The 26,993-nt window shown below is 28.7% G+C and carries 21 protein-coding genes and 1 pseudogene; 18 read left to right on the top strand and 4 right to left on the bottom strand.

The window, feature by feature from the left end:
- The first annotated feature begins 39 nt into the window (after nucleotides 1-39).
- Nucleotides 40-1,221, top strand: a complete 1,182-nt coding sequence (locus tag IR152_RS06845; RefSeq protein ID WP_227451041.1) for a MalY/PatB family protein — start codon at nucleotides 40-42, stop codon at nucleotides 1,219-1,221.
- A 147-nt stretch (nucleotides 1,222-1,368) separates the two neighbouring features.
- Here IR152_RS06845 and IR152_RS06840 read toward each other — a convergent pair whose 3' ends face one another.
- Nucleotides 1,369-2,091: a GntR family transcriptional regulator gene (locus tag IR152_RS06840; protein WP_227451040.1), complete on the bottom strand. Its 723-nt coding sequence runs from the start codon at nucleotides 2,089-2,091 to the stop codon at nucleotides 1,369-1,371.
- Nucleotides 2,092-2,454: 363 nt separating this feature from the next.
- On the opposite strand from IR152_RS06840, the gene IR152_RS06835 reads away from it, so the two are divergent.
- The 6 genes from IR152_RS06835 to IR152_RS06810 all read left to right on the top strand — a co-directional run bounded on the left by IR152_RS06835 (nucleotide 2,455) and on the right by IR152_RS06810 (nucleotide 11,784).
- On the top strand, nucleotides 2,455-3,903 hold the full coding sequence (locus IR152_RS06835; RefSeq protein WP_227451039.1) for a PTS transporter subunit EIIC: 1,449 nt from the start codon (nucleotides 2,455-2,457) through the stop codon (nucleotides 3,901-3,903).
- A gap of 1 nt (nucleotide 3,904) precedes the next feature.
- Nucleotides 3,905-4,675 carry a ChbG/HpnK family deacetylase gene (locus IR152_RS06830; protein WP_227451038.1) on the top strand — a complete coding sequence of 257 codons (771 nt, stop codon included), beginning with the start codon at nucleotides 3,905-3,907 and terminating at the stop codon, nucleotides 4,673-4,675.
- Between the two features lie 232 nt (nucleotides 4,676-4,907).
- Nucleotides 4,908-5,663, top strand: a complete 756-nt coding sequence (locus tag IR152_RS06825; RefSeq protein ID WP_227451037.1) for a MurR/RpiR family transcriptional regulator — start codon at nucleotides 4,908-4,910, stop codon at nucleotides 5,661-5,663.
- A 129-nt stretch (nucleotides 5,664-5,792) separates the two neighbouring features.
- Nucleotides 5,793-7,721, top strand: coding sequence for a PTS 2-O-a-mannosyl-D-glycerate transporter subunit IIABC (mngA, locus tag IR152_RS06820; protein ID WP_227451036.1), 1,929 nt, complete (start codon nucleotides 5,793-5,795; stop codon nucleotides 7,719-7,721).
- Nucleotides 7,722-7,836: 115 nt separating this feature from the next.
- Nucleotides 7,837-10,452 (top strand): mannosylglycerate hydrolase, encoded by a 2,616-nt coding sequence (gene mngB / locus IR152_RS06815; RefSeq protein WP_227451035.1) that lies wholly within the window; start codon nucleotides 7,837-7,839, stop codon nucleotides 10,450-10,452.
- Between the two features lie 171 nt (nucleotides 10,453-10,623).
- Nucleotides 10,624-11,784: a glycerate kinase gene (locus IR152_RS06810; RefSeq protein WP_227451034.1), complete on the top strand. Its 1,161-nt coding sequence runs from the start codon at nucleotides 10,624-10,626 to the stop codon at nucleotides 11,782-11,784.
- A gap of 135 nt (nucleotides 11,785-11,919) precedes the next feature.
- On the opposite strand, the gene IR152_RS06805 is transcribed toward IR152_RS06810, so the two are convergent.
- Nucleotides 11,920-13,827: a BglG family transcription antiterminator gene (locus IR152_RS06805; RefSeq protein WP_227451033.1), complete on the bottom strand. Its 1,908-nt coding sequence runs from the start codon at nucleotides 13,825-13,827 to the stop codon at nucleotides 11,920-11,922.
- Between the two features lie 244 nt (nucleotides 13,828-14,071).
- Here IR152_RS06805 and IR152_RS06800 point away from each other — a divergent pair, with 244 nt between their 5' ends.
- The 10 genes from IR152_RS06800 (at nucleotide 14,072) to IR152_RS06755 (ending at nucleotide 23,899) form a co-directional block, all read left to right on the top strand.
- Complete coding sequence (locus IR152_RS06800; protein WP_227451032.1) at nucleotides 14,072-14,389, top strand: PTS sugar transporter subunit IIB; 318 nt, start codon at nucleotides 14,072-14,074, stop codon at nucleotides 14,387-14,389.
- A gap of 22 nt (nucleotides 14,390-14,411) precedes the next feature.
- Complete coding sequence (locus tag IR152_RS06795) at nucleotides 14,412-15,644, top strand: PTS transporter subunit EIIC (RefSeq protein ID WP_227451031.1); 1,233 nt, start codon at nucleotides 14,412-14,414, stop codon at nucleotides 15,642-15,644.
- 28 nt (nucleotides 15,645-15,672) lie between these two features.
- Complete coding sequence (locus tag IR152_RS06790; protein WP_227451030.1) at nucleotides 15,673-16,032, top strand: PTS lactose/cellobiose transporter subunit IIA; 360 nt, start codon at nucleotides 15,673-15,675, stop codon at nucleotides 16,030-16,032.
- 8 nt (nucleotides 16,033-16,040) lie between these two features.
- Entirely contained in the window at nucleotides 16,041-17,498 is a 1,458-nt protein-coding gene (locus IR152_RS06785; protein WP_413927478.1) for a glycoside hydrolase family 1 protein, read from the top strand.
- Nucleotides 17,499-17,684: 186 nt separating this feature from the next.
- Complete coding sequence (locus IR152_RS06780) at nucleotides 17,685-18,104, top strand: hypothetical protein (protein ID WP_227451028.1); 420 nt, start codon at nucleotides 17,685-17,687, stop codon at nucleotides 18,102-18,104.
- A 288-nt stretch (nucleotides 18,105-18,392) separates the two neighbouring features.
- Nucleotides 18,393-19,145 carry a MurR/RpiR family transcriptional regulator gene (locus IR152_RS06775; protein ID WP_227451027.1) on the top strand — a complete coding sequence of 251 codons (753 nt, stop codon included), beginning with the start codon at nucleotides 18,393-18,395 and terminating at the stop codon, nucleotides 19,143-19,145.
- Nucleotides 19,146-19,246: 101 nt separating this feature from the next.
- Nucleotides 19,247-20,167, top strand: a complete 921-nt coding sequence (locus IR152_RS06770) for a 1-phosphofructokinase family hexose kinase (RefSeq protein ID WP_227451026.1) — start codon at nucleotides 19,247-19,249, stop codon at nucleotides 20,165-20,167.
- Between the two features lie 2 nt (nucleotides 20,168-20,169).
- Nucleotides 20,170-22,098, top strand: a complete 1,929-nt coding sequence (locus IR152_RS06765; RefSeq protein WP_227451025.1) for a fructose-specific PTS transporter subunit EIIC — start codon at nucleotides 20,170-20,172, stop codon at nucleotides 22,096-22,098.
- Nucleotides 22,099-22,117: 19 nt separating this feature from the next.
- Nucleotides 22,118-22,987: a tagatose-bisphosphate aldolase subunit GatY gene (gene gatY / locus IR152_RS06760; RefSeq protein WP_227451024.1), complete on the top strand. Its 870-nt coding sequence runs from the start codon at nucleotides 22,118-22,120 to the stop codon at nucleotides 22,985-22,987.
- 765 nt (nucleotides 22,988-23,752) lie between these two features.
- Complete coding sequence (locus tag IR152_RS06755) at nucleotides 23,753-23,899, top strand: hypothetical protein (protein ID WP_227451023.1); 147 nt, start codon at nucleotides 23,753-23,755, stop codon at nucleotides 23,897-23,899.
- 75 nt (nucleotides 23,900-23,974) lie between these two features.
- Here IR152_RS06755 and IR152_RS06750 read toward each other — a convergent pair whose 3' ends face one another.
- On the bottom strand, nucleotides 23,975-24,460 hold the full coding sequence (locus IR152_RS06750; protein ID WP_227451022.1) for a hypothetical protein: 486 nt from the start codon (nucleotides 24,458-24,460) through the stop codon (nucleotides 23,975-23,977).
- A gap of 340 nt (nucleotides 24,461-24,800) precedes the next feature.
- Here IR152_RS06750 and IR152_RS19980 point away from each other — a divergent pair, with 340 nt between their 5' ends.
- A complete protein-coding gene (locus tag IR152_RS19980; RefSeq protein WP_255624565.1) occupies nucleotides 24,801-24,929 on the top strand; it encodes a hypothetical protein in 129 nt (42 codons plus the stop codon).
- A 377-nt stretch (nucleotides 24,930-25,306) separates the two neighbouring features.
- On the opposite strand, the pseudogene IR152_RS06745 reads toward IR152_RS19980, so the two are convergent.
- Nucleotides 25,307-26,851: pseudogene (locus IR152_RS06745) on the bottom strand (IS1182 family transposase).
- Between the last annotated feature and the right edge of the window lie 142 nt (nucleotides 26,852-26,993).

Below are 26,993 nucleotides of genomic sequence, written 5' to 3'. Positions count from 1 at the left end.
CTTTAATGTTGTATATGAGAATTATATTGGAGGATTAATATGAAGCACAATTTTGATGAAGTTTATAACCGCAAAGGTACTTATTGTACACAGTGGGATTATATACAAGATAGATTTGGTAAAAAAGATTTGATTCCATTTTCTATTTCAGACACAGATTTTACAATACCTAAGCCAGTATATGAAAAGTTAAAAGAGATGTTAGAGCATCAGATATATGGATATTCTAGATGGAATCATAATGATTTTAAAGGAAGCATTGCAGGATATTATAATAGACGATTTCAAGCAAAAATAGAGAATGATTGGGTATTATATAGCCCGTCAGTTATGTATTCAGTATCATTACTACTTAGATTACTTTGTAACAATAAAAAGAAAGTAGCTACATTTAATCCTATGTATGATGCATTTTTCAGTGTAATAGAAGAAAATGAATTTGAGTTAGAAAAAATACAATTATATGAAAAAAATGGCAAATTTAATATAGATTTTAATGAATTTGAAGATAGTGTAAAAAATTGTGATGTATTATTGCTATGCTCACCTCATAATCCAACAGGTAAGGTTTGGAAAGAAATTGAATTAAAATTTATAATAAATACTTGTAAAAAATACAATATAAAAATTATAAGTGATGAAATACATGCTGATATAATCATGCCAGGAAATAAACATTTACCAATAGTTAAATATTTAAGTGAATATAAAGAACTATATTTAGTGTCTTCTGGAAGTAAAACATTTAATTATCCAGGGTTAATAGGTTCATATGCTGTTATACCAAATAAAAATATATATGATGAATTTTTAGCAATAACAAGAAGAAGAGATTTTCTAAACTCTGTAAGTTTACCAGGTATGTATGCAACAATGGTTTCTTACAATGAATGTGATTATTATATAGAACAACTTGTCGAATACATAGATAATAACTTAAGTTATGTGTCGCAGTTTATAAAAGAGAATTTTGAGGATATTAAATTTACAAAGCCAGAGGGTACTTATTTGGCATGGATAGATTGTAGAGATGTTCCATTTACTTGTGAAGAAATACAAGAGTCTTTAATTAATATTGGAAGAGTAGGAATAATGAGTGGAGAAGTATATGGAAGTGAGAAATATTTAAGATTAAATTGTGGTTGTCCAAGAGAAAAATTAAAAGAAGGTCTTGAAAGATTTAAACTGAGTATAGACTATTTATACCTTAATAACAAGTAGTTTAAAAAATAAACTATTAAAAATAGATAGGGACAATTTGTTCCTATCTATTTTGCAAGTGACAAAAAATTGATTACTAAAATGAATAATTTTAATTTGATAAAATAAAAGAAGATGATTCAAATTTTTATTTTGAGACATCCTCTTTTAATATCTTTGAGTAACATCCATGAATATAAATGTTTCAGGTGTATGCTTTGATTCTGTATATTCAAAAAGCTTTCCATCATCAGTATATACACTATTTCTAATAACACCCACACAATTATAATCATTTAGAGGTAATGTTTTTAACTCAAGCTCAGTAGCTTTTTCAATTTTAAATATCTTTCTGGATGAAACAATTTTTGTGCCTAGATGCTCTTCTATATATTTGTAAATAGAGCCTTGTGCTATAGAAACATCAAGGTCTTTAACTACACTACATAGAAAATAGTTAATGTCGAGTATTTTAGGTATGTTATCAATATATCTTAGTCTGTGAAGGTGATATACTTCACTACCAACCTTAAAACCTGTCTTTTTGGACAATTTCTCATCAACCAAAATTTTGCTGAAATGAAGAACACTAGTAGCAGTATTAACCTTTTTATCTTCTACAATCGACTCTACACCCTTGAAATTGTGCATATTTAGAAAAAAATCATTAGAAAAACTATTTTCTAATACTACAACACCCTTACCTTTTATACTTTGGACATATCCTTCTGTGTTTAGCTGGGAAATTGCCCTACGTACAGTGTTTCTACTACATGAAAATTTTTCAATAAGTTGAAGTTCAGTAGGCAACATCATATTACTTTTATATTTACCATTAAGTATTTCTTCTTTTAAGACTTCATATATCTCTGAAAATTTATTTTTAGCCATATACCCCTCCTTAAAGGTTTTTAGTAATATTAGTAAACTGATATGAACAAATTATATCAAATGTGTTTAGACATGTATAGTGAAAATGAAATTATATAAACCATAAAAAGGATAAAATTAAACTATTTTGTGAGTTGTTTTAAATATATGATTAAACATATTTTAAAAATGAAAAATTTAATCTAAAAAAATAGGCTAGATATAGCAATATACTCAAAAGAATTTAGATATGAACTTAAATGAAAAAAATAAAATAAATAAAAAATATTGACAATTTGTTTAAACAAATATAATATTTAAAATATAAAATGTAAATAAATCGTTTTCACAAAAAAATAAATCGAAAGAGAAAGGGGATTGGATATGAAGAGATTCTTAAACAAAATGATGCAACAACTATCACTTTTAGGTAAGACTATGCTGGTGCCGATAGCTGTAATGCCAGCAGCAGGTATACTAGGATTATTATTTGGGTCAAATATGCTTAATGTCCCAGCTATATCTAATATATCTAATATAGTATTTTCAAATGTGGACTACTTATTTTTATTAGGAGCAGCTAGTGCCTACTCAAAGTCTAAAGATAAAACAAGTGTAATGGTTGCAGCAGTAGTTGCATATATGATATTTAAGTCAAATTTAGAGTTATTGAATGATACATTAAATGCAGGTGTATTTGGTGGGATAATTGTTGGAGCTTGTATAGCATGGACTTACAATAGAACATATAAAGTTAAAGTTCCTGCGTTTTTAAGCTTCTTTGCAGGAGAAAAATGTGTAATTACACTAGCACCAATAGTAGCTTTAATTTTATCATATATATTTAGTTTATTATGGATATATCCACAAGCTGCAATGAATCAATTTGGTTTTTGGTTGGGAGGAGCTGGTGCAATAGGAATATTCTTATTTTTATTCTGTAACCGTGCACTAATACCAACTGGATTACATCAAGTTTTAAATGCTTACATACTATTTGAAATGGGGGAGTATACAACATCAACAGGAGAAGTTATAAGAGGGGAGATTCCTAGGTTTATGGCAGGAGACCCAAATGCAGGATTTTTCTGGACAGGATTTTACATAATTATGATGTTTTCAATACCTGCTATTTCATATGCTATATATAAAACAGCACAAGATAAAAATAAACAAGAAGTAAAAGGAGCAATGACGGCTGGAGCATTGACTTCTTTTATGGCAACAGTAACTGAACCTATAGAATTTTCGTTTTTGTTTGCATCTCCAAAGCTGTACATAATTCATTCTTTTTATTCTGGTCTAGGAGGAGTTGCACTATATTTATTGGGAGCTCGTTTGGGTTCATTTAATGGAGCAAGTATAATTGACTATATCTTAAGTTTTAGTTATGGGGATAAAGCATGGTTGGTTATACCTATAGGAATTGTATTCTTTGTATTATACTATTTAACATTTAAATACATAATAATAAAAGACAATGTACAAACACCAGGACGTGAAGTTGAGATAGAGATAGGTAATAATGTTAGTGAAGAAGAAAAAAACTTACAACTTTCTCATAGTAATTTTTCATATATGGCTAAGCAGATAATTAAAAATTGTGGTGGTTATGAGAACATAGTGACACTAAATAATTGTATGACAAGATTACGTTTAGAAGTTAAGGATGCAACACTTTTGAATGATGATAATATAAAAAAAACAGGGGCAAAAGGGGTAATTAAATTGAGTAATACATCAGTTCAAATTATTGTAGGAACGGATGTTGTTAAAGTAAAGGATGAAATGGAAATGCAACTTGATGAGTTAAGAAAGCAGGCAGAAGCATAAAATGAAAAAATTAGTAGTTAGGGCAGATGATATAGGATATTCAGAAGGTGTTACACTAGGAATAATATCTTCTTATAAGAATGGTATTGTTACAAGTGCTGGAATCATGGTGAATATGCCTTTTTCAAGACAAGCTATAGAAATGGTAAAAAATGATGATATATGTTTTGGTTTACATGTTAACTTAGTAATAGGAGAACCTTGTTGCAAAGAACATATTAAGATAAAGAATTTGTTAGATGAAGGTGGAAAATTTGTTTCTAGCAAAATAAGAAGAACGCAACTATTGACAGGTAAAGAGGTTTTTAATTATGAAGAAGTATATGAAGAAGTTTGTGCTCAAATTGAAACTTACAAGTGGTATATGAATAAGTTGCCTGAATATATTGATATACATGGTATAGAAGAAGATGTATCAATATCGGCAATGTGTGATGCTGCAAAAAAATACGGTATACCAAGTTGTCCCTATTATTTAGATTCATGTATTAGTATGCCAAGTAAATATCCTCAGAATGATTTTTACAAGTTAAACAAATCTTTTGTTAAATTATTTGAAGAAAAATATATAAATTTAGATAAAGATATAACATTGATGGTTACTCATCCAGGATTTATAGATTATAGTCTTATAAAATCATCCTCTCTTGTTCAAGAGAGAGTATATGAACATGCAATGTTATGTGATAAGGAAGTTAAAATGTGGTTAAGAAGAAATAAGATTGAGTTGGTTGATTTTAAAGACATTTTAAAGGCTAATAATTATATATAAAGAATAGATTAGCTAAAATGTTAATTAAAAATAAGTATTTGAAAAAAATGTGTATTTCCTAAAAGAATATTGATAGAGATGTATCAAAATAAAAACTTGAATCATCTCTATCAATATAGGAAGTGCACATTTTTTATGTATAATAAAAGGAGTAGTATACATTAAAAAATTAAAAATATTAAATTATAATAATATTAACGAAAATTTTAGATAATATTTTTGAATTTTACTTATGAATAATAAAATAGATGGAGGAGAAACTATGGAATTTTATGAAAGAGCAAAAAAATATGAGTATAAATTTACAGATACAGAGGACATGATAATTGAATATATGAGAAAAAACAAAGAAGAAGTAATAAAATTATCAATACAATCTTTAGCAGATAAATTTTTTACTGTGCCAAATACCATAGTTAGGTTATGTAAAAAGATGGAGTATGATGGTTTTTCTCAACTAAAAAATAATTTAAAAGAGGAGTTAAAAGATGAGAATAAGGAGGTTAAAGATGGCTTTGAATCAGACATAAAAAAGACATTAGAGCTAATAGATTATGAAAAAATAAATAAAGTAGCAGATATGATTCAAAAATCTAGGAGTATTATAGTTTATGGAATAGGTCAAAACATTCCTTTGTGTGAGATATTAGTAAAAGAAATTAGAGGTGGTCATAATAATATAACCTACTATAGCCAAAGACATGAAGTACTTCATGATATAGGAAAATTAGGTGAACAAGATATGTTTTTTGCCCTTAGCTTAAGTGGAGAAACGAAAGAAGTGATAGAAGCAGCAAAGATAGCAGTTGATAAGGGATGTAAGGTAGTAGCTCTAACACATATATGTGAAAATAAATTACAACAAATTGCGGATATAAGTTTATATTGCTATTCAACAATTAGACAAGTAAATGGATATAATATATCAGATAAGGTTCCAATCATGATGATTATGAGAGCGATAATAGAGCAATACTGGTTAAGATAGAGATTTGTGTATAAATACACAAATCTTTATTTTTTAAGAAGAAATTGTGTGTATAATTTCAAAAAAACATTTTCATGATTTATTTTATGCTATATTCATAACATTAAATGATTTAAGGAGGGCGTAATTTTGGAATTTAAGAAAATCACAAATGAAAACCTTGTTTTTTTAAAACAAAAAGTAAAAACAAAGGAAGACGCAATAAAGTTCTTAGCAAGAAAGCTATATGATGAAGGTAAGTTAACATCTTATGAGGAATATTTAGAAGCTGTAATGTATAGAGAAACTTTATCTCCAACAGGTTTTGAAAAAGGACTTGCAATTCCTCATGGAAAATCTAAGTCAGTTAAAGAGGCAGCATTTGCAGCTATGACTTTAGAGACACCAATAGAGGACTGGGAAAGTGTAGACCCAGATAATAAAGTAGAGTTAATATTTTTGATAGCAGTACCAGAAAATGAAGGTGGAAATACACATATACAAATACTTTCTGAGTTAGTTACTAGATTGTCAAATGAGGATTATATGAATATGTTGTTAAATTCAAAAACTAAAAAAGAATTATTTGATAACTTAGATATAGAAGAAAAGAAAGAAAAAACAAAAGAAGAGACTATAATTCAAAATAAATCAAAGAAAATTGTGTTAGCAATAACAGCGTGCCCTGCAGGTATAGCACATACATATATGTCAGCAGAAGCATTAGTTAAAGCTGGTAAAGAAATAGGTGTAGATGTATATGTAGAAAAGCAAGGAGCTAATGGTATGGTAGACCCTCATACTCCAGATATAATAAAAAAAGCAGAAGCAATAATATATGCAACAGATGTAGCACCTAAAAATACAGAAAGATTTGAACACTTGCCAAGTGTAAAAACTTCAGTAGCAGCTCCACTAAAAAGAGCAAAAGAAGTAATATATGAAGCTTTAGAAGTATCACAAAAACAAGGCAAAGGTGAATATATAGAAAAATCATCAGATACATCATATAATGAAAAATCATCATGGAAAAAAGATGTGAAATCAGCAATACTTACAGGAGTATCTCATATAATACCACTTATAGTGGCAGGAGGTATGATACTTGCATTTGCAGTATTAGCATCTCAGGCATTTGGTCTACAAGACTTGTACAATCAAGAAGGTTCTTGGTTATGGCAACTTAGAAAACTTTCTAGTGGTATGTTAGGGACATTAATGGTTCCAGTATTATCAGCATACATGTCTTACTCACTAGCTGAAAAACCAGGTCTTGGACCAGGGTTCGCAGCAGGTCTAGCAGCAGATTTAATAGGTAGTGGATTTCTTGGAGGTATGTTAGGAGGTTTACTTGCTGGTTATATAGTAAGATTCTTAAAGAAGAATATACCAGCTAAAGGTACATTAGCAGGATTTGTAAGCTTCTGGGTATATCCAGTGGTTGGTTCTTTGGTAGTAGGTTTATTGATGTTATTTGTAGTAGGAAAGCCTGTAGCAGCACTTAACAATGGTCTTATAAATTGGCTAAATGGAATGACTGGAGTAAATGCAATACTACTAGGTGCAATAATAGGAGCTATGGTTTCATTTGACCTAGGTGGACCAATAAACAAAGCAGCCTACACATTTGCAATAGGAGCAATAGCAAGTGGTAACTTTATACCTTATGCAATATTTGCATCAGTTAAAATGGTTTCAGCTTTTGGAGTTACAATAGCTACTATTTTAGGTAGAGATTTATTTTCAGAATCAGAAAAAGAAATAGGAAAGCAAACTTGGATATTAGGATTGGCTGGAATAACTGAAGGTGCTATACCATTTATGATAGAGGACCCAATTCGTGTTATACCATCATTAGTAGCTGGTTCAGCCATAACTGGTTCTATAGTAGCATTCTTCAATATAGGGCTTCAAGTGCCTGGAGCTGGTATATTCTCATTAGCCCTTTTAGAGGGAAGTATGTCAGGAGTTATGGCAGCATCAATATGGTTCTTTGCAGCAGTATTTGGAGCTATAATATCAGCAGTGTTATTAATAATAACTAGGAAACAAAAAAATCAAAGAAAGATGAATTATTAGAGATTTAATTATATTAATAAAATAAATATTGAAAAATTATGTAAACTCAGTAATATTTTTATTTGATTTTTAATTAGACAGAAAATATTATCAGATAAGTTTTGGAGGATAAATAATGAAAAAAAATGTACACATAGTTCCTCATATGCATTGGGACAGAGAGTGGTACTTCTCAACCGAGGAATCTAGAATATTACTTGTAAATAATATGGAAGAAATCATGGATATGTTAGAAAATAATCATAACTATCCATATTATGTGATGGACGGTCAAACTGCTATATTGGAAGATTATCTAGCAGTTAAAGCTGAATACAAGGATAGAATAAAAAAATTGGTTCAAGAAGGAAAGTTAATAATAGGTCCTTGGTATACTCAAACTGATGAAATGGTAGTTGGTGGAGAGTCAATACTTAGAAATTTATTGTATGGAATAAAAGACTGTGATGAATTTGGAGAATACATGAAAATAGGATATTTACCAGATTCATTTGGGCAAAGTGCTCAAATGCCACAAATACTAAATGGTTTTGATATAAAATACTCAATGTTTTGGAGAGGATGTTCTGAAAGAAAGGGAACTAATAAAACAGAATTCAACTGGAAGAGTGATGATGGGTCTTCTGTTTTGGCTCAAATACTTCCATTAGGTTATGCAATAGGGAAATATCTACCAATGGATGAATACGAGTTAAGAACAAGAATGGATAAATACTTACCAGTCCTTGATAAAGGAGCAACTACAGACCATATAATACTTCCAAATGGGCATGACCAAATGCCAATTCAAGAGAATATATTTGAAGTTATATGCAAATTAAAAGAATGTTATCCAGAGAGAGAATTTTTCTTAAGTAGATATGAAAATATATTTAAAGAACTAGAAAAAAACGAAGACATAGATACACTAAAAGGGGAATTTCTAGATGGGAAATATATGAGGGTGCATAGAAGTATATTCTCAACAAGAATGGATATAAAAGCAGCAAATGCTAGAATAGAATCAAAGATAACTAATATTTTAGAACCATTAGCTTCTATTGCATATTCTCTAGGTTTTGAATATCACCATGGATTAATAGAGTTAATTTGGAAAGAAATAATGAAAAATCATGCTCATGACAGTATTGGATGTTGTTGTTCAGATAAAGTTCACCAAGAAATAATGAATAGATTTTTCTTAGCTGAGGAAAAAGTAGACCAATTAATAATATTTTACAAGAGAAAAATAGCTGATGCTATGAGTTGTGAAATGGCTTTAGACAAGTTAGTAGCATTTAACTTAATGCCTTATGATAGAAATGAAACAGTAAGTGCCCAAGTTATAACTAAAATGAAAGCATTTGAAATATTTGATAGAGACAATAATAAGTTGGATTTTGAAGTGATACACAAAGAAGAAATAGATGCAGGATTAATAGACCGTCAAATAGTTCACTATGGAAACTATGACCCATTTATGGCATATACAATAAATTTTAAAGATGAAATACCTGCAATGGGGTATAAGGCATATATGATAAAAGAAGTTGACCATATGCCAGAAAAAGCTTACGAAGTATGTGATATGGTAGACAATGACTTTTATACTATTCAAGTCAATGAAAATGGAACATTAAAGATATTTGATAAAAAATTAAACAAAACTTTTGAGAATGTATTATTGATGGAAAATGGAGGAGATGAAGGAGACGAGTATGATTTTTCACCACTTCCAAATGAGAAATTAATATTTAACGATAATTTAGTAGCAAACCATACTATAAAGAAGAATAGATTTAATAATGAGATAAAGATAAATTATAGGTTAAAAGTACCAAAAGATATACAAGCTAGAAAAAATAATATAGTAGACTCATTTATTGACTTTGATATAATTATAAATGTTCCAAATGATAAAGCCATAATAGATGTAGTATTCAATATGAATAACCAAGCAAGAGATTGTAGAGTTAGAACTTATATACCAACGAATATAGCAGCAAAGTTTTCTGTATCTGATAATCAGTTTGGGCATATAAAGAGAAATGTGTATGATGATGCTATGGAAGTTTGGCAACAGGAAGGATGGAGTGAAAGACCAGATTCTATATATCCAATGCTAACATTCGTTGGATTATCTGATGAAGAGCATGGAGTAGCTGTCCTTACAAACAGTACAAGAGAGTTTGAAATAGTAGGAGAAAAATTTGATACGATAGCTGTAACTCTATTTAGAAGTGTAGGATTCCTAGGTAAAGAAGAAATGGTAAGACGTCCAGGTCGTCCATCAGGAATAAAGTTACCTACTCCAGATTCTCAAATGATAGGAAATATAAAAATAGACTTAGCAATAGTTACTCATGAAAAATCTACGATAGAAGCAAATGTTGCAAACATGGCTAAGGAATACCTAACAAAAATACAAACTTACAATAAAATGCCATATAATGCTATGAAATTGAATCAATCAGGAATAGAAGTGGATTATTCATATAGTTTATTCAAAGAAACTAATAAGGAACTTGTGTTAAGTGTTGTGAAAAAGGCTGAAAAAGAAGATGCATTAGTAGTTAGACTATACAATACTAAAGAAGAAACAAAATCAGCTAACATAGTATTTAACAAAAATATTAAAATAGCTAAACAGGTTAACTTAAATGAAAAAGAATTAGAATTTTTATCAATAGATAAGAATTCTGTAAGTGTAGAGTGTACAATGAACCAAGTTAAAACTATATTAGTTAAGTAATGATATAAGGGTCAAATATGTTTTATATATATTTGACCTTTTTTACAAAGTAAAAAGAAGATAAATAGTATAAGTTATATACAAAGGAAGATGTAAGGTATAAAATATAAATTATACTTAGAAAATTGTATGTCTAAAATAATGTATGTTTAAAATAAGGAGTAGATAAATATGAAAGTATTAATTTCTATAGATTCCTTGAAAGGAAGCTTATCTTCAATAGAGGCAGCAAATGCAATAAAAAGAGGAATATTAAAAGTTAAAAAAGATGCAGAAGTAAAGATATTACCGCTTGCAGATGGTGGAGAAGGAACAGTAGATGCTTTAGTGCAAGGAATGAATGGTGAAAAAGAAACTATAGAAGTTACTGGACCAATAATTGAGAAAGTAAATGCTACATATGGATTATTAAAAGATACAAATACAGCAATAATAGAAATAGCGCAAGCATCAGGACTAACATTAGTTCCAACTGAACTTAGAAATCCTTTATACACTACGACTTATGGTGTTGGAGAAATAATAAAAGAAGCAATAAATAAAGGATATAGAAATTTTATAATTGGAATAGGTGGAAGTGCTACCAATGATGCTGGAGTAGGTATGCTTCAAGCTCTAGGGTTTGAATTTTATGATTCAAATAACAACTTAGTAAAGCTGGGAGGAAAAGTTTTAAATGAAATAAGACACATAAAAGTAGGTAATAGATTAAAAGAATTAGATGAATGTAACTTTAAAATCGCTTGCGATGTAAACAATCCACTGTTTGGAAAAAATGGAGCTGCATACATATATGGGTCTCAAAAAGGTGCAACATTAGAAATAATTGAGGAGTTAGATAATGGTCTTAGAAATTTTTCTAAAGTAGTCGAAAATTGTTTAAATAAAGATATAGCTAATGTAGAAGGAGTAGGAGCAGCAGGAGGATTAGGTTTTGCGTTTTTGGCATTTTTAAACTCAAAATTAGAACCTGGAATAAAAATAATATTAGAAGAAATTAAATTAGAGGAAGAGTTAAAAGATGTAGACTTTGTCATAACTGGCGAAGGTAGATTGGACAATCAAACTGCCATGGGCAAAGCACCAATAGGAGTTGCAAAACTGGCAAAAAAATATGGCGTAAAAGTAATAGGTTTGGCTGGAGCGACAACAGGAGATGCAGTTAAGTGTAATGAAGAGGGGATAGATGCTTATTTTTCTATAGTAAATAGAGCTATGACAATAGAAGAAGCAATGGATAAAGAAACTGCCAGTGATAATATGACTGCCACAACAATACAAGTATTTAATCTTATAACTAGTGTACAACAATCAAAAAATAGGTTATATTAAAAATAATATATATTAATTAAAAAAGAAAGCTATCACGTAAGAATTTAAACTTTTCAATGTGATAGCTTTTTAATTTTGCATTAATAGTTTTAACAATATATATAAGTACAAATTAATTTACAGTCTCACATGGATTTAGATATTCTGAATAAGATAAGCTATTCTATTCATAAAACTACTATAGCTATCTGCCTTAGTAAGTTCTTTAACATTATTCCACTCAGATAGTATTTCAATAAAGCTTTCGAATATGTAATTGAATTTTTCTTTTTCATTTATAGGTATCATGGCTATAATTTGTACTTTTTCCCTACCCCATTTAACTGGTTTATCGTTGACAATTAAACAGACACCAGTTTTTAAAGCATCCATTTTCATGCTATGAGGAATTGCTACGTTGTTATTAAAAGCAGTTGAAGACATGTTTTCCCTTATAAGAACATCATCTACATAAGTAGTTTTAACATATTTATTTTCGTATAGAATATTTCCCATAAATTTTATATAATCTTTAGCACTATCTAAATATATATTTTTCATAAATAAAGACTCACTGAAGTACATTTCTAAATGGTTTTGTACAGTAAGTATGTTTTTTCTATCTTTAATTTGAATAAATTTACTTTGGATATTATCATAATCTTTTCTATTTGGATAAGGATTTATATAGACAAAAGGTATGGGGCATCTATTACTAATTGGTAAGGTAGTGATGACCATGTCTACTTTGCTATCAAAGTCTAGATTATGAATATCTGAAAAAATTTGAATAACTTCTATAGATTCATTAAATCTTTTTTCAAGGTCTCTTACTATTCTTAGTTGTAAATCATAGTAATTTGGAGTAATTAATGCACAAAGAACTTTATCTTCTAGTAGTTTTTGTCTATCAAAGAATGAGCCTACATGGAGAGATATATACGATATTTCATCTTCATCTATCTCTATGTTTTCTAAAATTTGAATCTGATTACAAATATAAACAGATATATCGTATATCAGAGGATAGGAATCTTTCAACTTCTGAGGTATTTGATTTCTCAAAACTTGATTATTCTTAGCCCTACTGATTAAGTTTTTTACGTGAAGAGTAAATTTTACAACAAATTCATCATCAGATAAATCTATAAAGTATAAATCATATACATTTTTAATTATTTTTTTAGTTAGATTAACAAAATGTTCGTTTATATAATTTGACAAAGACTTAGTATCCATTTTATGATAGTTTAAAACAGTAGTTTTGTTTGTTAACTGAAATACTAAATAGTATAATTCTGTACTAGTTAAAGTTATGTTGTACTCTGATTCTAAAAAATTTGATATATCTTTTGCAATATTTACATCTATATTATTGTCTATATAGTTTACTACTTCAACAGACTCTATGTAGTTATTCTTTTTTATTCTATCTATAGTTATCATTAAATGAAGAAGTATGTTATTTATAGCATACTCATTTATAAATAAATTGTATTTTTTTAATATATGTATTATATTTTCTTTTAGTTTAGTTAAATTATACTCTTGATATATTTTTTGTACATCAAATAAGCTTAAAAAATCACTTCCTGTTTCTTTAAATATTATAGAGCTCATTAATTTACGCTTTGCAGACTCATTTCCAACTAGTTTCAATAAAAATCTAGATTGTTTTATTTTTAAATTATAACTTCCTATAAATTTATTGGCTTTGACTATGTCACTTTCAATGGTAGCTGAACTAACGAATAATTCTTCACTTAAATCAAACATATTAATTCCATTACTGTTAACTATAAGTTCTTTTAAAATTAAATTTAACCTATTATCAGGTGATGTATTTTCTGAACTATCAATTTTAGTTTGACAATTATTATTAAGGTTCACTTTGTATCCTTTTTTAGAGGACAGTATAAATTCACCAGTAGAATTAATTTCGTTTACATATTTTCTAATCGAACGTGTTGATACATTAAGGTAATTAGCTAATGTGGATGAATCTATCCAATCATGTTGCGTTTTTATGAAATTTAAAAATAGCTCTTTTTTAGATGTTTTCATTAGATTCCCTCGCATAGTTTTAAAATAAAATCTGTATGATATAGTATATTATATAATTGAATGTACGTATTATAAGATACATTATACTATATATTAATATGCCTAATTAAGAGTAAATGATTTCCTATTATTAGGAAATATATTTATGTGAAATGAGCTTATTTAGGAAGTACAATATAAGCACAATTAAATAAAAAATTCATTAAGAAATAAATTAATGGATAAAAATACTGGAGGTATCAATATGAAAAATATAAGAGTATTGTTGGCGTGTGGTTCAGGAGCAAGTACAGGTTTTATGGCAACTAGTATGAGAAAGAGTGCAAAGAAAAAGGGTATAGAAGCAGATATAAAAGCTAGAAGTGAGTCGGAGATAGATAAGTATTTACCAGAAATAGATTGTTTATTATTAGGGCCACACTTAGATTATATGAAGGAAGAAATTCAACAAAAAGCTAATGAATATAATGTGCCAGTAGCATGTATATCTAAAACTGCATATGGAAGATTAGATGGGGCGAAGGCTTTAGAAGAAGCATTAGAGTTAATATCAAACAAATAAAATACTTATGGGGAGAGTGTTTATGAATAAATTTATAGATTTGTTAAGTGAAAAGTTTACTCCTGTTGTAAATAAGATAACTAAGAATATATGGGTACAATCGGTTCAATCAACTATAATGAAAGTTTTACCTATGGTATTTGTAGGTTCTTTAGTAACTATAGTTTCTGTCTTGAAAAATTACATAAGTTTTTTGCCTGATTTAAGCCCAATAAATCAATATACATTTGGGCTTTTAGGATTATTTATAGCATTTTTATTGCCTATGGAAATAATGAAGAATAAGAAATTTGAAAGTATGAGTGTAGTTGCAGGTCTTGCAGGAGCAGGATTGATGCTAATGATGATTCGACCAGAGATTACAGAACAGGGTGCTTTATTTAACTTCAATAGATTCGGAGGAGAGGGGATGCTTGTGGCACTAGTTGCAGGATTATTCTCTGGATTAATAATGTCTTTATTTGGTTCTTTTTCATTTTTCGGCGAAGATTCAGCACTTCCGGATTTTGTAAGTAAATGGTTTGACAGTATGTTACCTATAGCAGTGATAATGTTTATAGGTTGGGGATTAATTTATGGGCTTAACTTTGATGTGTTTGAAATAATAGTTAGAATATTTAAACCAGTATCAGATATAGCACAGACATTACCTGGTTTTGTACTCTTAAACTTTTTAGTAGTATTTATATATTCCTTAGGTATAAGTGGATGGGTACTATCCCCGATAACTTATGCAATTCAGCTTAGTGCAATTGCAGCCAATGCAGCAGCTGTAGCATCAGGTGGTGTGGCAACTAATATATATACTTATGAAGTTATTCAAACAGGTTGGATAACTTTAGGGGGATGGGGAGCAACATTACCATTAGTATTAATGATGTGTATATCCAAAGCTAGTAGAATAAAAGCAATAGGAAGAGCATGTGTCGTTCCTTCAATAATGAACATAAATGAACCAGTAATGTTTGGAGCTCCAGTAGCATGGAACCCATTTTTAATGTTGCCTATGTGGATAGGTACAATAGTAATATCAATAACTACTTATTTATCAATGAGTATGGGATTTGTTACAATTCCAAGTAAGGTGTTTAATTTATGGTATGTTCCTTTTGGTATATCTACTTTTATGGTAAATCAAGATGTTAGAGGTCTTATTGTTTTAGCAATAAACATAGTATTACTATTTATGATATGGTATCCATTTTTTAAAGCTTATGAAAAAGAAGAACTAAAATTAGAGAGTCAAGAAGCTTAAATTTAGATGTTGAAAGGAAATTATAAATATGACAATTGAAGAACATATAATAGATGAAGAGTTAGTAGAAGTGGCAATGCAAATAATACTTCGTGCAGGTGAGGCTAGAACAGAAATTAAACAAGCTCTTAGTGATTTAGAAAAGTTTGATTATAAAAATGCTGATTTAAAACTAGCTAAAGCAAAAGAGTTTATGACAGAAGCACATAGAGCTCAAACTAATATCATACAAGGTGAAGCTAGTGGAGAAAAAAGAACTCATTCCCTGTTATTTGCACATGCTCAAGATACTCTTATGACAATATTCAGCGAATTAAATATAACTATGTCTTTAGTAGGAATAGTAAAGTCTATAGAATATAAGGTAAATAATTTAAATAATAAATAGAATAAGGAGTGATTAAGTTGAGTAAGTTTCCTAAAGATTTTTTATGGGGTGGAGCTGTAGCAGCTAACCAATTAGAAGGTGCCTGGAATGAAGGTGGAAAAGGGTGGTGCTTAGCTGATGTACATATATATGATAAAGATAGAGATATATCTAAACATTATGAGTCTGATATGACTATAGAAAAAATAAAGTTTGCTATGAAAGATAACAATGGGCATTATCCTAAGCGTAGTGGAATAGACTTTTATCATACATACAAAGAAGATTTAAAGCTTTTAAAAGAACTAGGGTTAAAGTGTTTTAGATTTTCAATAAACTGGGCTAGAATATTTCCAAATGGAGATGATTTAGAGCCTAATGAGGAGGGGTTAAAGTTTTATGATAATCTTATAAATGAAGTAATAGATAATGGTATGGAACCTATTGTAACACTACTTCATTATGAGACTCCTTTAAATTTAGTATTAAAATATAAAGGATGGTCTAATAGAAAAGTAGTAGATTTCTTTGTTAGATATGCAGAATTAATATTAAATAGATACAAAGATAAAGTCAAATACTGGATAGTTATAAACCAAATAAATCTAATATACCATGAATCATTTAATTCAGTTGCATTTTGTGTAGACCAGGTAGATAATGTAGAAGAGGCTAGATATCAAGCTATTCATCATCAATTCATAGCTACAGCTTTAACTAAGAAGCTTGGAAAAGAAATAAATTCAGATATGATGATAGGTATGATGATGGCAGATTGTACATCCTATCCAGAAGACTGTGACCCTGAAAATGTAGTATTTGCTTTAAAAAGAAATAGGATACAATATTTCTTCACTGATGTAAGTTTTAGAGGGGAATATCCAGCTTATATTAAGAGGTTTTTCAAAGAAAATAATATAAATATAGTTATGAAGGAAGGGGATGAAGAGGTATTAAAAGAAAATACTATGGATTTTCTAGCTCTATCATATTATTATTCTACAACAGTTTCAGCAAGTAAAAATACTATGAATCCAATTGATAATATAAAAAATCCATACTTAAAAGCAAATCCGTGGGGATGGGCAATTGACCCAAAAGGGTTATATAATACTTTATCTCAATACTATGATAGATATCAAAAACCAATAATGATAGCTGAAAATGGATTTGGAATGCATGATAAATTTGAAGATGGAAAAGTCCATGACAATTATAGAATAGATTATTTAGGAAAACATATAGAGCAAATAGGTGAAGCTATAGCTGATGGAACGGAAATATTAGCTTATTGTATGTGGTCACCAATAGATATAGTAAGTTGCTCATCTCAAGAAATGGAAAAGAGGTATGGATTTATATATGTGGATATAGATAACGATGGAAATGGAAGCAAAGAACGTCATAAAAAAGATAGTTTTTATTGGTATCAAAATGTAATAAGAACTAATGGAGAAGAATTAGGAGAAAAAGTAAATAATTTCTAAATATAAATAATCCCTCTTATAAATACTATGTTATTAATATAGTTTTATAAGGGGGATTATAATTATAAATAAGGTGGTTTATTAATTATGAGTGTCATAAAAAAAGTTATGTTTATATTTTTAATTGTAAATTAGACATTAGCAGGATTAATATATAATGGGACTTTGTTGTTTATAGCATTGTTATTGAATAAAAAAAGCTTGGGGTTAGGGAGCTGTGTTTATGTACTACTAGCAGGAATATTTATAGATTTGTATATATACTTATTATTAGATTTTAATATAGGTAGTTTAGGGACTATTATTAAAATAATGAGTTTCATAATTGGTCATATACTTATGTGTACTGGATTTGCAATGCTCATAAAGTTTGACATTGGGATGAGTCCTTTAGATGCTATATTAATCTATATTGAAGATAATTTTAACTATTCATACAAAGTCTTAAAAACTATAGCAGATGTATTGTTTTTAATTTTAGGTATATATTTAGGGGGAAATATAGGGTTTGGAACTCTATTTTCAATACTATGTACTGGAGCTACAATTTCAATTGTTGATAAGGTAATTTCTATTAATAAAAAAAGATATTACTCAAGTATATAAGCTGAGGATGATGTTTATTGTTTATAAATTATTTCTAATAGTTTAAGTTACTTGAAGGTCTCAAAATTGGGGATTAATCAGTACTAGTAATTCAGTATTGGTAATTGAGTAGTTCCTTTTTTATTACAAAATAACATAATGAATTAAAGTATAAAATTATAAATTTACATATATAGACATTGACTAAATCCTAATTGTGTATAAAAATTAATATTTAAGAGGTAATATATTATTATAAATACTTAATAAATTTAGTCAAATAAAACTATATACAAGGAGATAAAAAATATGATAATTGAGTTAAACAAAAGTAACTCTGAAAATCTAACAAAAACAGAACTTGAAATAATTAAATTTATAAATGAAAATGAGTCAATATTACCAGAATTATCTATAGTAGAGATTGCTCACGAAACATATTCATCTCCAGCAACCGTTTCAAGAGCAATTAGAAAATGTGGTTTAAATGGCTTTAATGAACTTAGGTATAGGTTAACAGTAAAAGATGAAAATGATGATATACAAAATATGGGGGATATAATAAATAAGTCTTTTATAGAAGCACAGAGAGTTATAGAACAAATATCTTTAACTACATTAATTAACATAATAAAAACTATAAACAAATCCAGTAAGATATACATTTTAGCAAGAGGGCTTACTGAATATGTAGCAAAAGAGTTTAGTCTTAAATTGCAACTACTTGACTTTAATGTTGTTTTTATAAATGACCCTAATATAATGAAAATAAAATCTAAATCAATAAAAAAAGATGAACTTATAATTATATTTTCGTTGAATGGAAATACTGTAGAACTTGTAGAATCAGCACAGAATGCTAATTTGAGTGGAGCTAAAGTTATAACTTGCTGTTGTAGTGAAAATGCAAAACTTATAAAGTATTCGGATTTATATATTGTAGGATATAAGCACGAACATATATCAATCTCTGAATATGAAGTGTCCTCTAGATTGCCCTTGTATATTATATCTAGGATAATTATAGATTATATGGTCAGATATAATAATTCTGAAAATTAAATTAAAAAGTCTATGAAAATCAATTTTCTATTTGTGAAAAGATTTTCATAGACTTTTTTATTATAATGAAAACATACACAGCACAAGCAAGGGGGAAGACAATGATATATACATTAACTACGAATCCAGCAATAGATATGAATATATCTACTAATGGTATAAAGAGGAAATTAGTAAATCGTACATCAAATGCTGTATATTCTCCTAATGGAAAGGGATTAAATGTAACATTTGTACTAGGTCATTATGGTATAGAGTCTAAGATATTAGGATTTTTTGGAGGATTTTCAGGAAAATATATAGTTGAAGAAAGCGAAAAGAGAGGATTTGATGTATTGCCTACTTGGGTAGAAGATACAACTCGTATAAATATATTTTTAAATGATGGAAGTGATGAGTTTAAATTTGTAAACTCTGGGTCGTATATAAACGAAAAACAAAAACTAGATATGCTAGAGAAGATAGAGGCTCTAGAAGATATAAGTTATTTATCAATAAGTGGAAGTTTACCTCCTGGTATTGATGATAATTACTATGAAGATATATTTAAGATTTGTAAAAATAAAAGTATAAAGACAATACTCGATATAAGTTCACCAAAATTAAAGGAGTTGTTACAATATAACCCATATTTAATAAAACCAAATGATGAAGAAATCAAAGATATATTTGGAATTATTGTAAGAGATGAAGAAGATATTAAGGATGTACTTAAACTACTGCATTTAAAAGGTGCTCAAAATATACTGCTAACCTTAGGAGAAAAAGGTTCTTATTTTTACAATGGGAAATCGATTTATTATGCTAGTGCTCAACCAATTACAGTAGTCAGCTCTGCATGTGCTGGAGATTCTGCATTAGCTGCTTTTTTAAGTATATGGTTAGAAAATCCAGAAGATATTGAAAATGCGTTAAAAAGGTCGGCAGCAACAGGAGCAAGTGTGGCTGAAAGTAATGGTATAGGTAATTTAGAGAATGTGGAAGATTATATAAAAAATATAAGAGTCAGAAAGGTGGTATAAAAATGGGAAAGAAGATGATTCTAGGGGTAACAGGTTGTCCAACTGGAATAGCTCATACTTTTATGGCAGAAAAAGCATTAAAAAATTCAGCTAAAGAATTAGGCTGTGATATAAAAGTTGAAACGAATGGAGCCATAGGTGTAGAAAATAAATTAACAGCAAAAGATATTGAAATGGCAGACGCAATAATAGTTGCTTGTGATAAAAACGTTGATATGGACAGATTCAATGGAAAACCAGTAATAGAGGTACCTGTTAAAGAAGGTATACATAAAGCTAATGAACTTATACAAAGGTGTATTGATGGTAAAGTACCTATTAGAAAGGGAAGTTCATCAAGTAGTAAAGTTGCAGAGGAAGGAAATTTATCATTTGGTCAAAAGTTATATAAAGACTTAATGAATGGTGTATCTCACATGTTGCCTTTAGTAGTAGCAGGTGGAGTACTTACTGCCATATCATTTTTATGGGGGATTTATTCATTTGACCCAAATTCAGAACAGTATAATCAAATAGCAGCTACATTAAAATCTGTTGGTGGATATTCTATGAATTTGATGGTTCCTGTATTGGCAGCATTTATAGCTCAATCTATATCAGGAAGACCTGGTATGTTAGCAGGTCTTGTTGGAGGAATGATATCCTTTGACACAGGTTCGGGCTTTTTAGGTGGAATTATAGCAGGATTTTTAGCAGGTTACTTAGTTAAATTATTTGTGCATGTATTAAGAAAATTACCAAGACAGTTAGAAGGGCTAAAATCGATTTTTATAATTCCTATAGTAAGTGTAGGTATTGTTGGTGTAGCCATGCTATTGCTTGGAGGACCATGCTCAGCACTTAACAATGCTATGATGAACTTTCTTTCAGGATTACAAAATTCAAGCCCTATAATCTTAGGAATAGTAATAGGATGTATGTCAGCATTTGATATGGGAGGTCCAGTAAATAAAGCAGCATATGTAACTGGAACTATGCTTTTAGGACAGGGGAACTATTTATTTATGGCAGGTGTATCTGCAGCTTGTATAACACCACCCCTAGTAATAGCAATAGCATCTACTTTATTTAAAAACAGATTTACAGAAGAAGATAGAGCAGCAGGATTAATTAACTATATACTAGGTAGTACACATATAACAGAAGGAGCAATACCTTTTGCGGCAAAGAATCCATTAAAAGTGTTGCCAGTACTTATGATTGGTTCATCAATATCAGCAATTTTAACTTATATAATGAAAATAGAAGTACCAGCTCCACATGGAGGATTTTTGGTTCTAGGATTAGTAAATAAGCCACTTTTATGGGTAGGATGTATATTGGTAGGTTCATTAATAGGTGCTGTACTTTATATGATGGTTACACCTAAAGTAGTAGATAACAAAGCTACTACAGAAAATACAACTAAAATTAAAAATGAGGATGAGCATAAAAGTACAGATAAAATTACAACATTGGAAAACGTATCTAATGATATGTCTTTATATAGCGAAGAAACAGTAGTTTTAGATGTTAAGGGAAAAAACAAAGCAGATGTAATTGATGAAATGGTTGAAATACTTGAAAAATCGGGTGCTCTTTCAGATAAAAATAAGTTTAAGGAAGAAATTTATAAGAGAGAAGAAATATCGTCTACAGGTTTTGACATGGGGATAGCGATACCACATGCAAAAACAGATGCAGTAAAAATACCACGTGTAGCAGTGGGTGTATCAAAAGAAGGATTTGACTTTGAATCAGAAGATGGAAATCTAGTACACATTATATTTATGATAGCAGCTACGGACGATGGTGATAATTTACACCTAAAGACATTATCTCAATTATCTTCAAAGTTAATGAATGAAGAGTTTTTAAATGAATTATTAAATAGCAAGACAAGTAGAGAAATAGTATCAAAATTAAATAATGAAGAAATCAAATCAATATAAACATATAGGAGGATGAATTATGGCATTAGTGACAACTAAACAAATATTATTAGATGCACAAGAAGGGCATTATGCAGTAGGAGCATTTAATGTTGAAAATATGGAGATGGTTATGGCAGTAATAGAGGCTGCTGGAGAACTTAAATCACCTGTAATACTACAAACAACACCTTCAACAATAAAGTATGCAGGATTAGATTATTATTTAGCAAATGTAAAGGTAGCATCAGAGAAGGCAAGTGTTCCTGTAGCAATGCACTTAGACCATGGTTCAAGTTTTGGACTAGCTATGCAGGCACTTAGAGTCGGGTATACTTCTATTATGATTGATGGTTCTCATGAAAGTTACGAAGATAATATTTCAATATCTAAATCTGTTGTAGACGCATGTATGCCTTCAGATATACCTGTTGAAGCTGAATTAGGTAAAGTTGGAGGAAAGGAAGATGACTTAGATGGTGGAGATGGTGGAGCATATACAGACCCATTAGAAGCAAAAGAGTTTGTAGAGAGAACCGGAGTATCATCTTTAGCAGTAGCAATAGGTACGGCACATGGGCTATATAAGGGAGAGCCAAAGCTTGATTTAGATAGATTATCTGAAATTAGAGAGGCTGTATCAGTTCCATTAGTATTACATGGTGGGTCTGGGATACCAGACGAGATGATTAAGGAATCTATAAAAAGAGGGATTTGTAAGGTTAATTATGCAACAGAGTTAAGGATTGCTTATAGTAATGGGGTTAAGGATGTGCTTAATTCTGACCCAGAAGTAATTGACCCTAAGAAATATGGTAAAAAAGGTTTAGATTCAGTTAAAGAGTTTGTTAAGAGTAGAATGGAAGTTTGTGGATGTGTAGGAAAAGCAATAGGGAAAGTGGAGTGTTAATAATAAAGGGAAATAATTAAGTAAGATTAGATTAAGGGGGTGTCTCAGAATGAATTTTTTAGTTCATTTTGAGACACCCTTTTCTGTATGAAATTAAATATATTTTCATCATTCCGACAATGAAAAAGAGAATTATCTCTATTTTGAGACAGCACCTTATTTTATTTTTTGATTAAGATTGTAATTGAGAAGTTTGAAATAAGGAAGGTGATATGATTAAATAAAAAGTTTCTTTCTATATTTAAATTAATATTAAAAAGTTATAATATGGTAAGAGTTATCCAAGTAGATGACTTCTATGAAGGATATATGATAAAATAATTTTGTATGGTATATATAATAATCATAAAATAAGAGTATTGCATTAGTTTTTTAACTAAGACATGTAAATAGGAAAAATAATTTAATAACTGTGTAGTAAAGTTTTAAATTTAATATAAAAATACCAATTATTAAGAAGTACAACTAAAATATATATTCAAATTATTTTATGAATACTGGAGGGAAAGTCATATATGATTACAGGCGAATTAAGGAGCAAAGTAGACAAGATTTGGGAGACATTTTGGACTGGTGGATTAACTAATCCATTAGAAGTTATAGAACAATTTACAAAGCCTTAAAATGGCATATAGAGTGTCAGATTTTAGATGATATTAGGATTATAACTTTATAAAAAATAAGCTATAATCCTAATCAATATCTACTATATCTTAATTTCTATACTAAGATTTTTTATTTGCAAAATATGATACTATAAATAGTATGATAGAAAGAAGAAATCCTAATAATACAATACCAGATATAATATTATTGTGCATCTTATTTATGTTTAAAATTGATAAGACTACATTTGAAAGCAACATGACTATATTAGCAGCTAAAAAAGTAATTCCTTTTTTATATGTATAACATACAATGTTCATTATACATATAACATACAAAACGATGCTTGTAATCAAGTATTATCAGCTCCTAATTTATATTTTATAAGACAAATGCTAGTAATGCCTTAGTAACCCACCATGCAACATCATTACTCATACCAAGACTTTTACAACCTTTATATAATCCATCTTCAACTGTGCCAGTGAATGTATTTAAAATACTAAGTATTCTGCCATAAGCTGCATATCCACCTATAGCAACTTTAACTTTTGTAGGAATTTTAGTCCAAGCAACTTTTAATATTTTTACAGCCCAACTTAATTTTCCTCTTGTAGTAGGTGTAGATTGTGCCTCTAACTTTACTTCCTTAATAGCATTGATATAATCTGCTTTCTCTTGTTCTGTAAAACCAAAATATGCTGCAATTTCATCAATATCTTTTAGTCTTTGTTCATCCAATATGTATGATTCTATTCCTGTTTGATGAGAGTTACTATCAGCAAAAGAAACCGATGGTAATAATGTAGTAAATAGAATTGTACCAATTAGAGAAGTAGCTATGATTTTTTTGCACTTTTTATTCATATATCAAACCTCCAAAGTATTTTAATTAGATACCTATCTCAATTCTATTGCAATAGTATAAATTGTACAAGGAAATATTTATTAATAATACTTAAATATTCATAAACAAAAACTAATTATTTGTGAATAGTTCTTAATTATTAGTATAAATTCATAACTGTTTTTTTAGTTTAAAAGACATTCATTAAAATAAAATGAATATTTTTAGATAGAATAATAAATTTTATATTTCCAATATTTATTATATAATAAACATAGCAAGGAATAAATATTTGAAAAAGCTATGAGTGGTGTTTCCATAGAAATTTCCTCACTTTCTTATGAAAGGAGGTGGAAAGCTATGGAAAATCTAATGATGAGTATTATAGCTGGTGTTATAGCTAGTTATATCTACGATAAATTAAAATGCCACTCTGAGCGACCAATGAACTATACCCATTGTTTTATACAGTTAAAACAGTGGGTATAGTTCACAACTAAGAGTGGCTGGGAACTTAATATAAAGTTCCAGAAAAATAAATCTTCAAAATAATTTGTTGAAGGAAACTTCACTCAAAGTTAAGTAAAATATGTTTCTTTGCTTTTATTATACCACGAATCGAAAATATTAAAACAAAATTTTGTAAATACTTATTTATTACAACCTAGTGTGGAAAGCCCACTCCTTTAGAGGGCTGTCGCATGAGCAAATTAAATTTGTTCTGTGAGAGTTCTTTTTACTTATCTTAATAGGTATATTTTTAATTATTTTATATAAAGTTTATTTTCTAAGTAAAATTATGCATAACAAATACAAGGTATAAAAATACCATTTTTTCAGATAATATTTGATTATAAATAATAAATTTAGAATACTTTTTTTAAAGGATAAAGATATATTCCACATTTATTTTTTACTATTTTATTGTGTAGCCTAGAAATGTTATGAGCTATTGCCACGATAATACATTCTGATAGAACATTTTCTTTACCTCGGCTTAAAAATCTTCTAAATTTCATATTTTGTTTTACTTAAGCGAAAGCTCCTTCTGCTTGTATACTTCTATTCGCTCTAATTTCACACCCCTCCGGGCTCATAATTCTATTTAAGTTTTCTTTGCTTTTTTCATGAAATAACTTAGATATTTGTATGTTTTTAGTCCTATTTTCAAGAGAAATCTTACTATTACTTCTCTTAATACAACTGCTTTTATATTGACAATCATGACATTCTTCACAAGTGTAACAAGTTATTTCACTTTTATAGCCTGTTTTTGACTTCCTATTTATTATTTTATTAGCAAATAGTTTTTTGTTATTTTTACAAATATAATAATCATTTTTTTCATCATAATCCATGTTATCAATACGTCCAATATCATTTTTATATTTTCTAGTTTTATTAATTTCATAATTTGCAGGTTTTATGAAAGATAATTGATTATTACACTCCAAAAATGTATAGTTTTCCTCACTTTCATATCCAGAATCAGCAACTATTTTAGGATATTTAAATTTTGTATACTCCTCAATAGATTTTAAAAATGGTATTAATGTTGTCGTATCTGTAGGTTGATGTCCTGAACTTACCAAAATTATATATTCTGAATCTACACCAAATTGTATATTATATGCTGGTTTTAGTTGTCCATTTTTCATATGGTCTTCTTTCATTCTCATAAAAGTTGCGTCATTATCTGTTTTAGAATAACTATTTCGTTCACCCATTATATGAAGATCTTTAGTATACTTTTTTAATCTATCAATATAATTATTTAACTGCTCTATAGATTTTTGAACCATAGATTTTTTCTTTCCTTTTCCATGAACAAATGGTATATTTAATTCTTTTGATATTTTTTTTAGTTTCTTTAAAAGTTTCTTCAAATGGTAGATTTTAATTTTATCTTTATAAATTATTTTAATACCAAAATCAATCTCACATTTTAATATGAAGTCAGATATATTACTCATCATTTTAGCCATATTTTTATTTATAGCTTTTTTCCAAACAAAAGTATATCTATTGGCAGAGGACTCTATTTTTGTGCCATCAATAAATAGAGTATCTTTTGAAATCTCCTTGTTATCTCCAAGAAAGTTTGTAAACTGTGCAATCAAATTTTTGCTTATTGGTGAAAAATGAATACTACGAAATCTTGCAATTGTTGAATGGTCTGGATCAGAGGCTCCGCCTAGAAGATACATAAAGTTAATATCTCTTTTGCATGCTTTCTCTATTTCTCTTGAAGAATAAATACAGTTCATGTTTGCATATATTATAATTTTCAAAAGTTGTCTAGGGGTTACTCTATTTCCTCTAATTCGAGAATAAGTCTTATATAATTCTTCTAAATTCATCTCCTCAATAATTTGACTTAATAACCTTACAGAATCATCTTTTGGAATCATGTAATCAATATTTAGTGGTAACTTAAATTGATAATTATCACCATAAGTAGTATAATCAGTTTGTATAGTATTTTGTTTTGGCATACAATTATTATACAAGAATCTCAGGCTCTTTTGAACTTGGGATTTATTTTTTTATACA

The sequence above is a fragment of the Clostridioides sp. ES-S-0108-01 genome (assembly GCF_020662285.1).
Taxonomy (GTDB): Bacteria; Bacillota; Clostridia; order Peptostreptococcales; family Peptostreptococcaceae; genus Clostridioides.
This window is presented reverse-complemented; position numbering and strand designations above follow the sequence as displayed.

What these genes read in the sequence shown, in the direction of transcription:
- IR152_RS06805 (WP_227451033.1), bottom strand. Translation starts at nt 13,827, where the DNA reads ATGAAAACATCTAAAAAAGAGCTATTTTTAAATTTCATAAAAACGCAA.
- gatY (WP_227451024.1), top strand. Translation starts at nt 22,118, where the DNA reads ATGGCATTAGTGACAACTAAACAAATATTATTAGATGCACAAGAAGGG.
- IR152_RS06755 (WP_227451023.1), top strand. Translation starts at nt 23,753, where the DNA reads ATGATAGAAAGAAGAAATCCTAATAATACAATACCAGATATAATATTA.
- IR152_RS06800 (WP_227451032.1), top strand. Translation starts at nt 14,072, where the DNA reads ATGAAAAATATAAGAGTATTGTTGGCGTGTGGTTCAGGAGCAAGTACA.
- IR152_RS06750 (WP_227451022.1), bottom strand. Translation starts at nt 24,460, where the DNA reads ATGAATAAAAAGTGCAAAAAAATCATAGCTACTTCTCTAATTGGTACA.
- IR152_RS06775 (WP_227451027.1), top strand. Translation starts at nt 18,393, where the DNA reads ATGATAATTGAGTTAAACAAAAGTAACTCTGAAAATCTAACAAAAACA.
- mngB (WP_227451035.1), top strand. Translation starts at nt 7,837, where the DNA reads ATGAAAAAAAATGTACACATAGTTCCTCATATGCATTGGGACAGAGAG.
- IR152_RS06770 (WP_227451026.1), top strand. Translation starts at nt 19,247, where the DNA reads ATGATATATACATTAACTACGAATCCAGCAATAGATATGAATATATCT.
- IR152_RS19980 (WP_255624565.1), top strand. Translation starts at nt 24,801, where the DNA reads ATGGAAAATCTAATGATGAGTATTATAGCTGGTGTTATAGCTAGTTAT.
- IR152_RS06765 (WP_227451025.1), top strand. Translation starts at nt 20,170, where the DNA reads ATGGGAAAGAAGATGATTCTAGGGGTAACAGGTTGTCCAACTGGAATA.
- IR152_RS06795 (WP_227451031.1), top strand. Translation starts at nt 14,412, where the DNA reads ATGAATAAATTTATAGATTTGTTAAGTGAAAAGTTTACTCCTGTTGTA.
- IR152_RS06835 (WP_227451039.1), top strand. Translation starts at nt 2,455, where the DNA reads ATGAAGAGATTCTTAAACAAAATGATGCAACAACTATCACTTTTAGGT.
- IR152_RS06825 (WP_227451037.1), top strand. Translation starts at nt 4,908, where the DNA reads ATGAATAATAAAATAGATGGAGGAGAAACTATGGAATTTTATGAAAGA.
- IR152_RS06810 (WP_227451034.1), top strand. Translation starts at nt 10,624, where the DNA reads ATGAAAGTATTAATTTCTATAGATTCCTTGAAAGGAAGCTTATCTTCA.
- IR152_RS06845 (WP_227451041.1), top strand. Translation starts at nt 40, where the DNA reads ATGAAGCACAATTTTGATGAAGTTTATAACCGCAAAGGTACTTATTGT.
- IR152_RS06840 (WP_227451040.1), bottom strand. Translation starts at nt 2,091, where the DNA reads ATGGCTAAAAATAAATTTTCAGAGATATATGAAGTCTTAAAAGAAGAA.
- IR152_RS06830 (WP_227451038.1), top strand. Translation starts at nt 3,905, where the DNA reads ATGAAAAAATTAGTAGTTAGGGCAGATGATATAGGATATTCAGAAGGT.
- IR152_RS06790 (WP_227451030.1), top strand. Translation starts at nt 15,673, where the DNA reads ATGACAATTGAAGAACATATAATAGATGAAGAGTTAGTAGAAGTGGCA.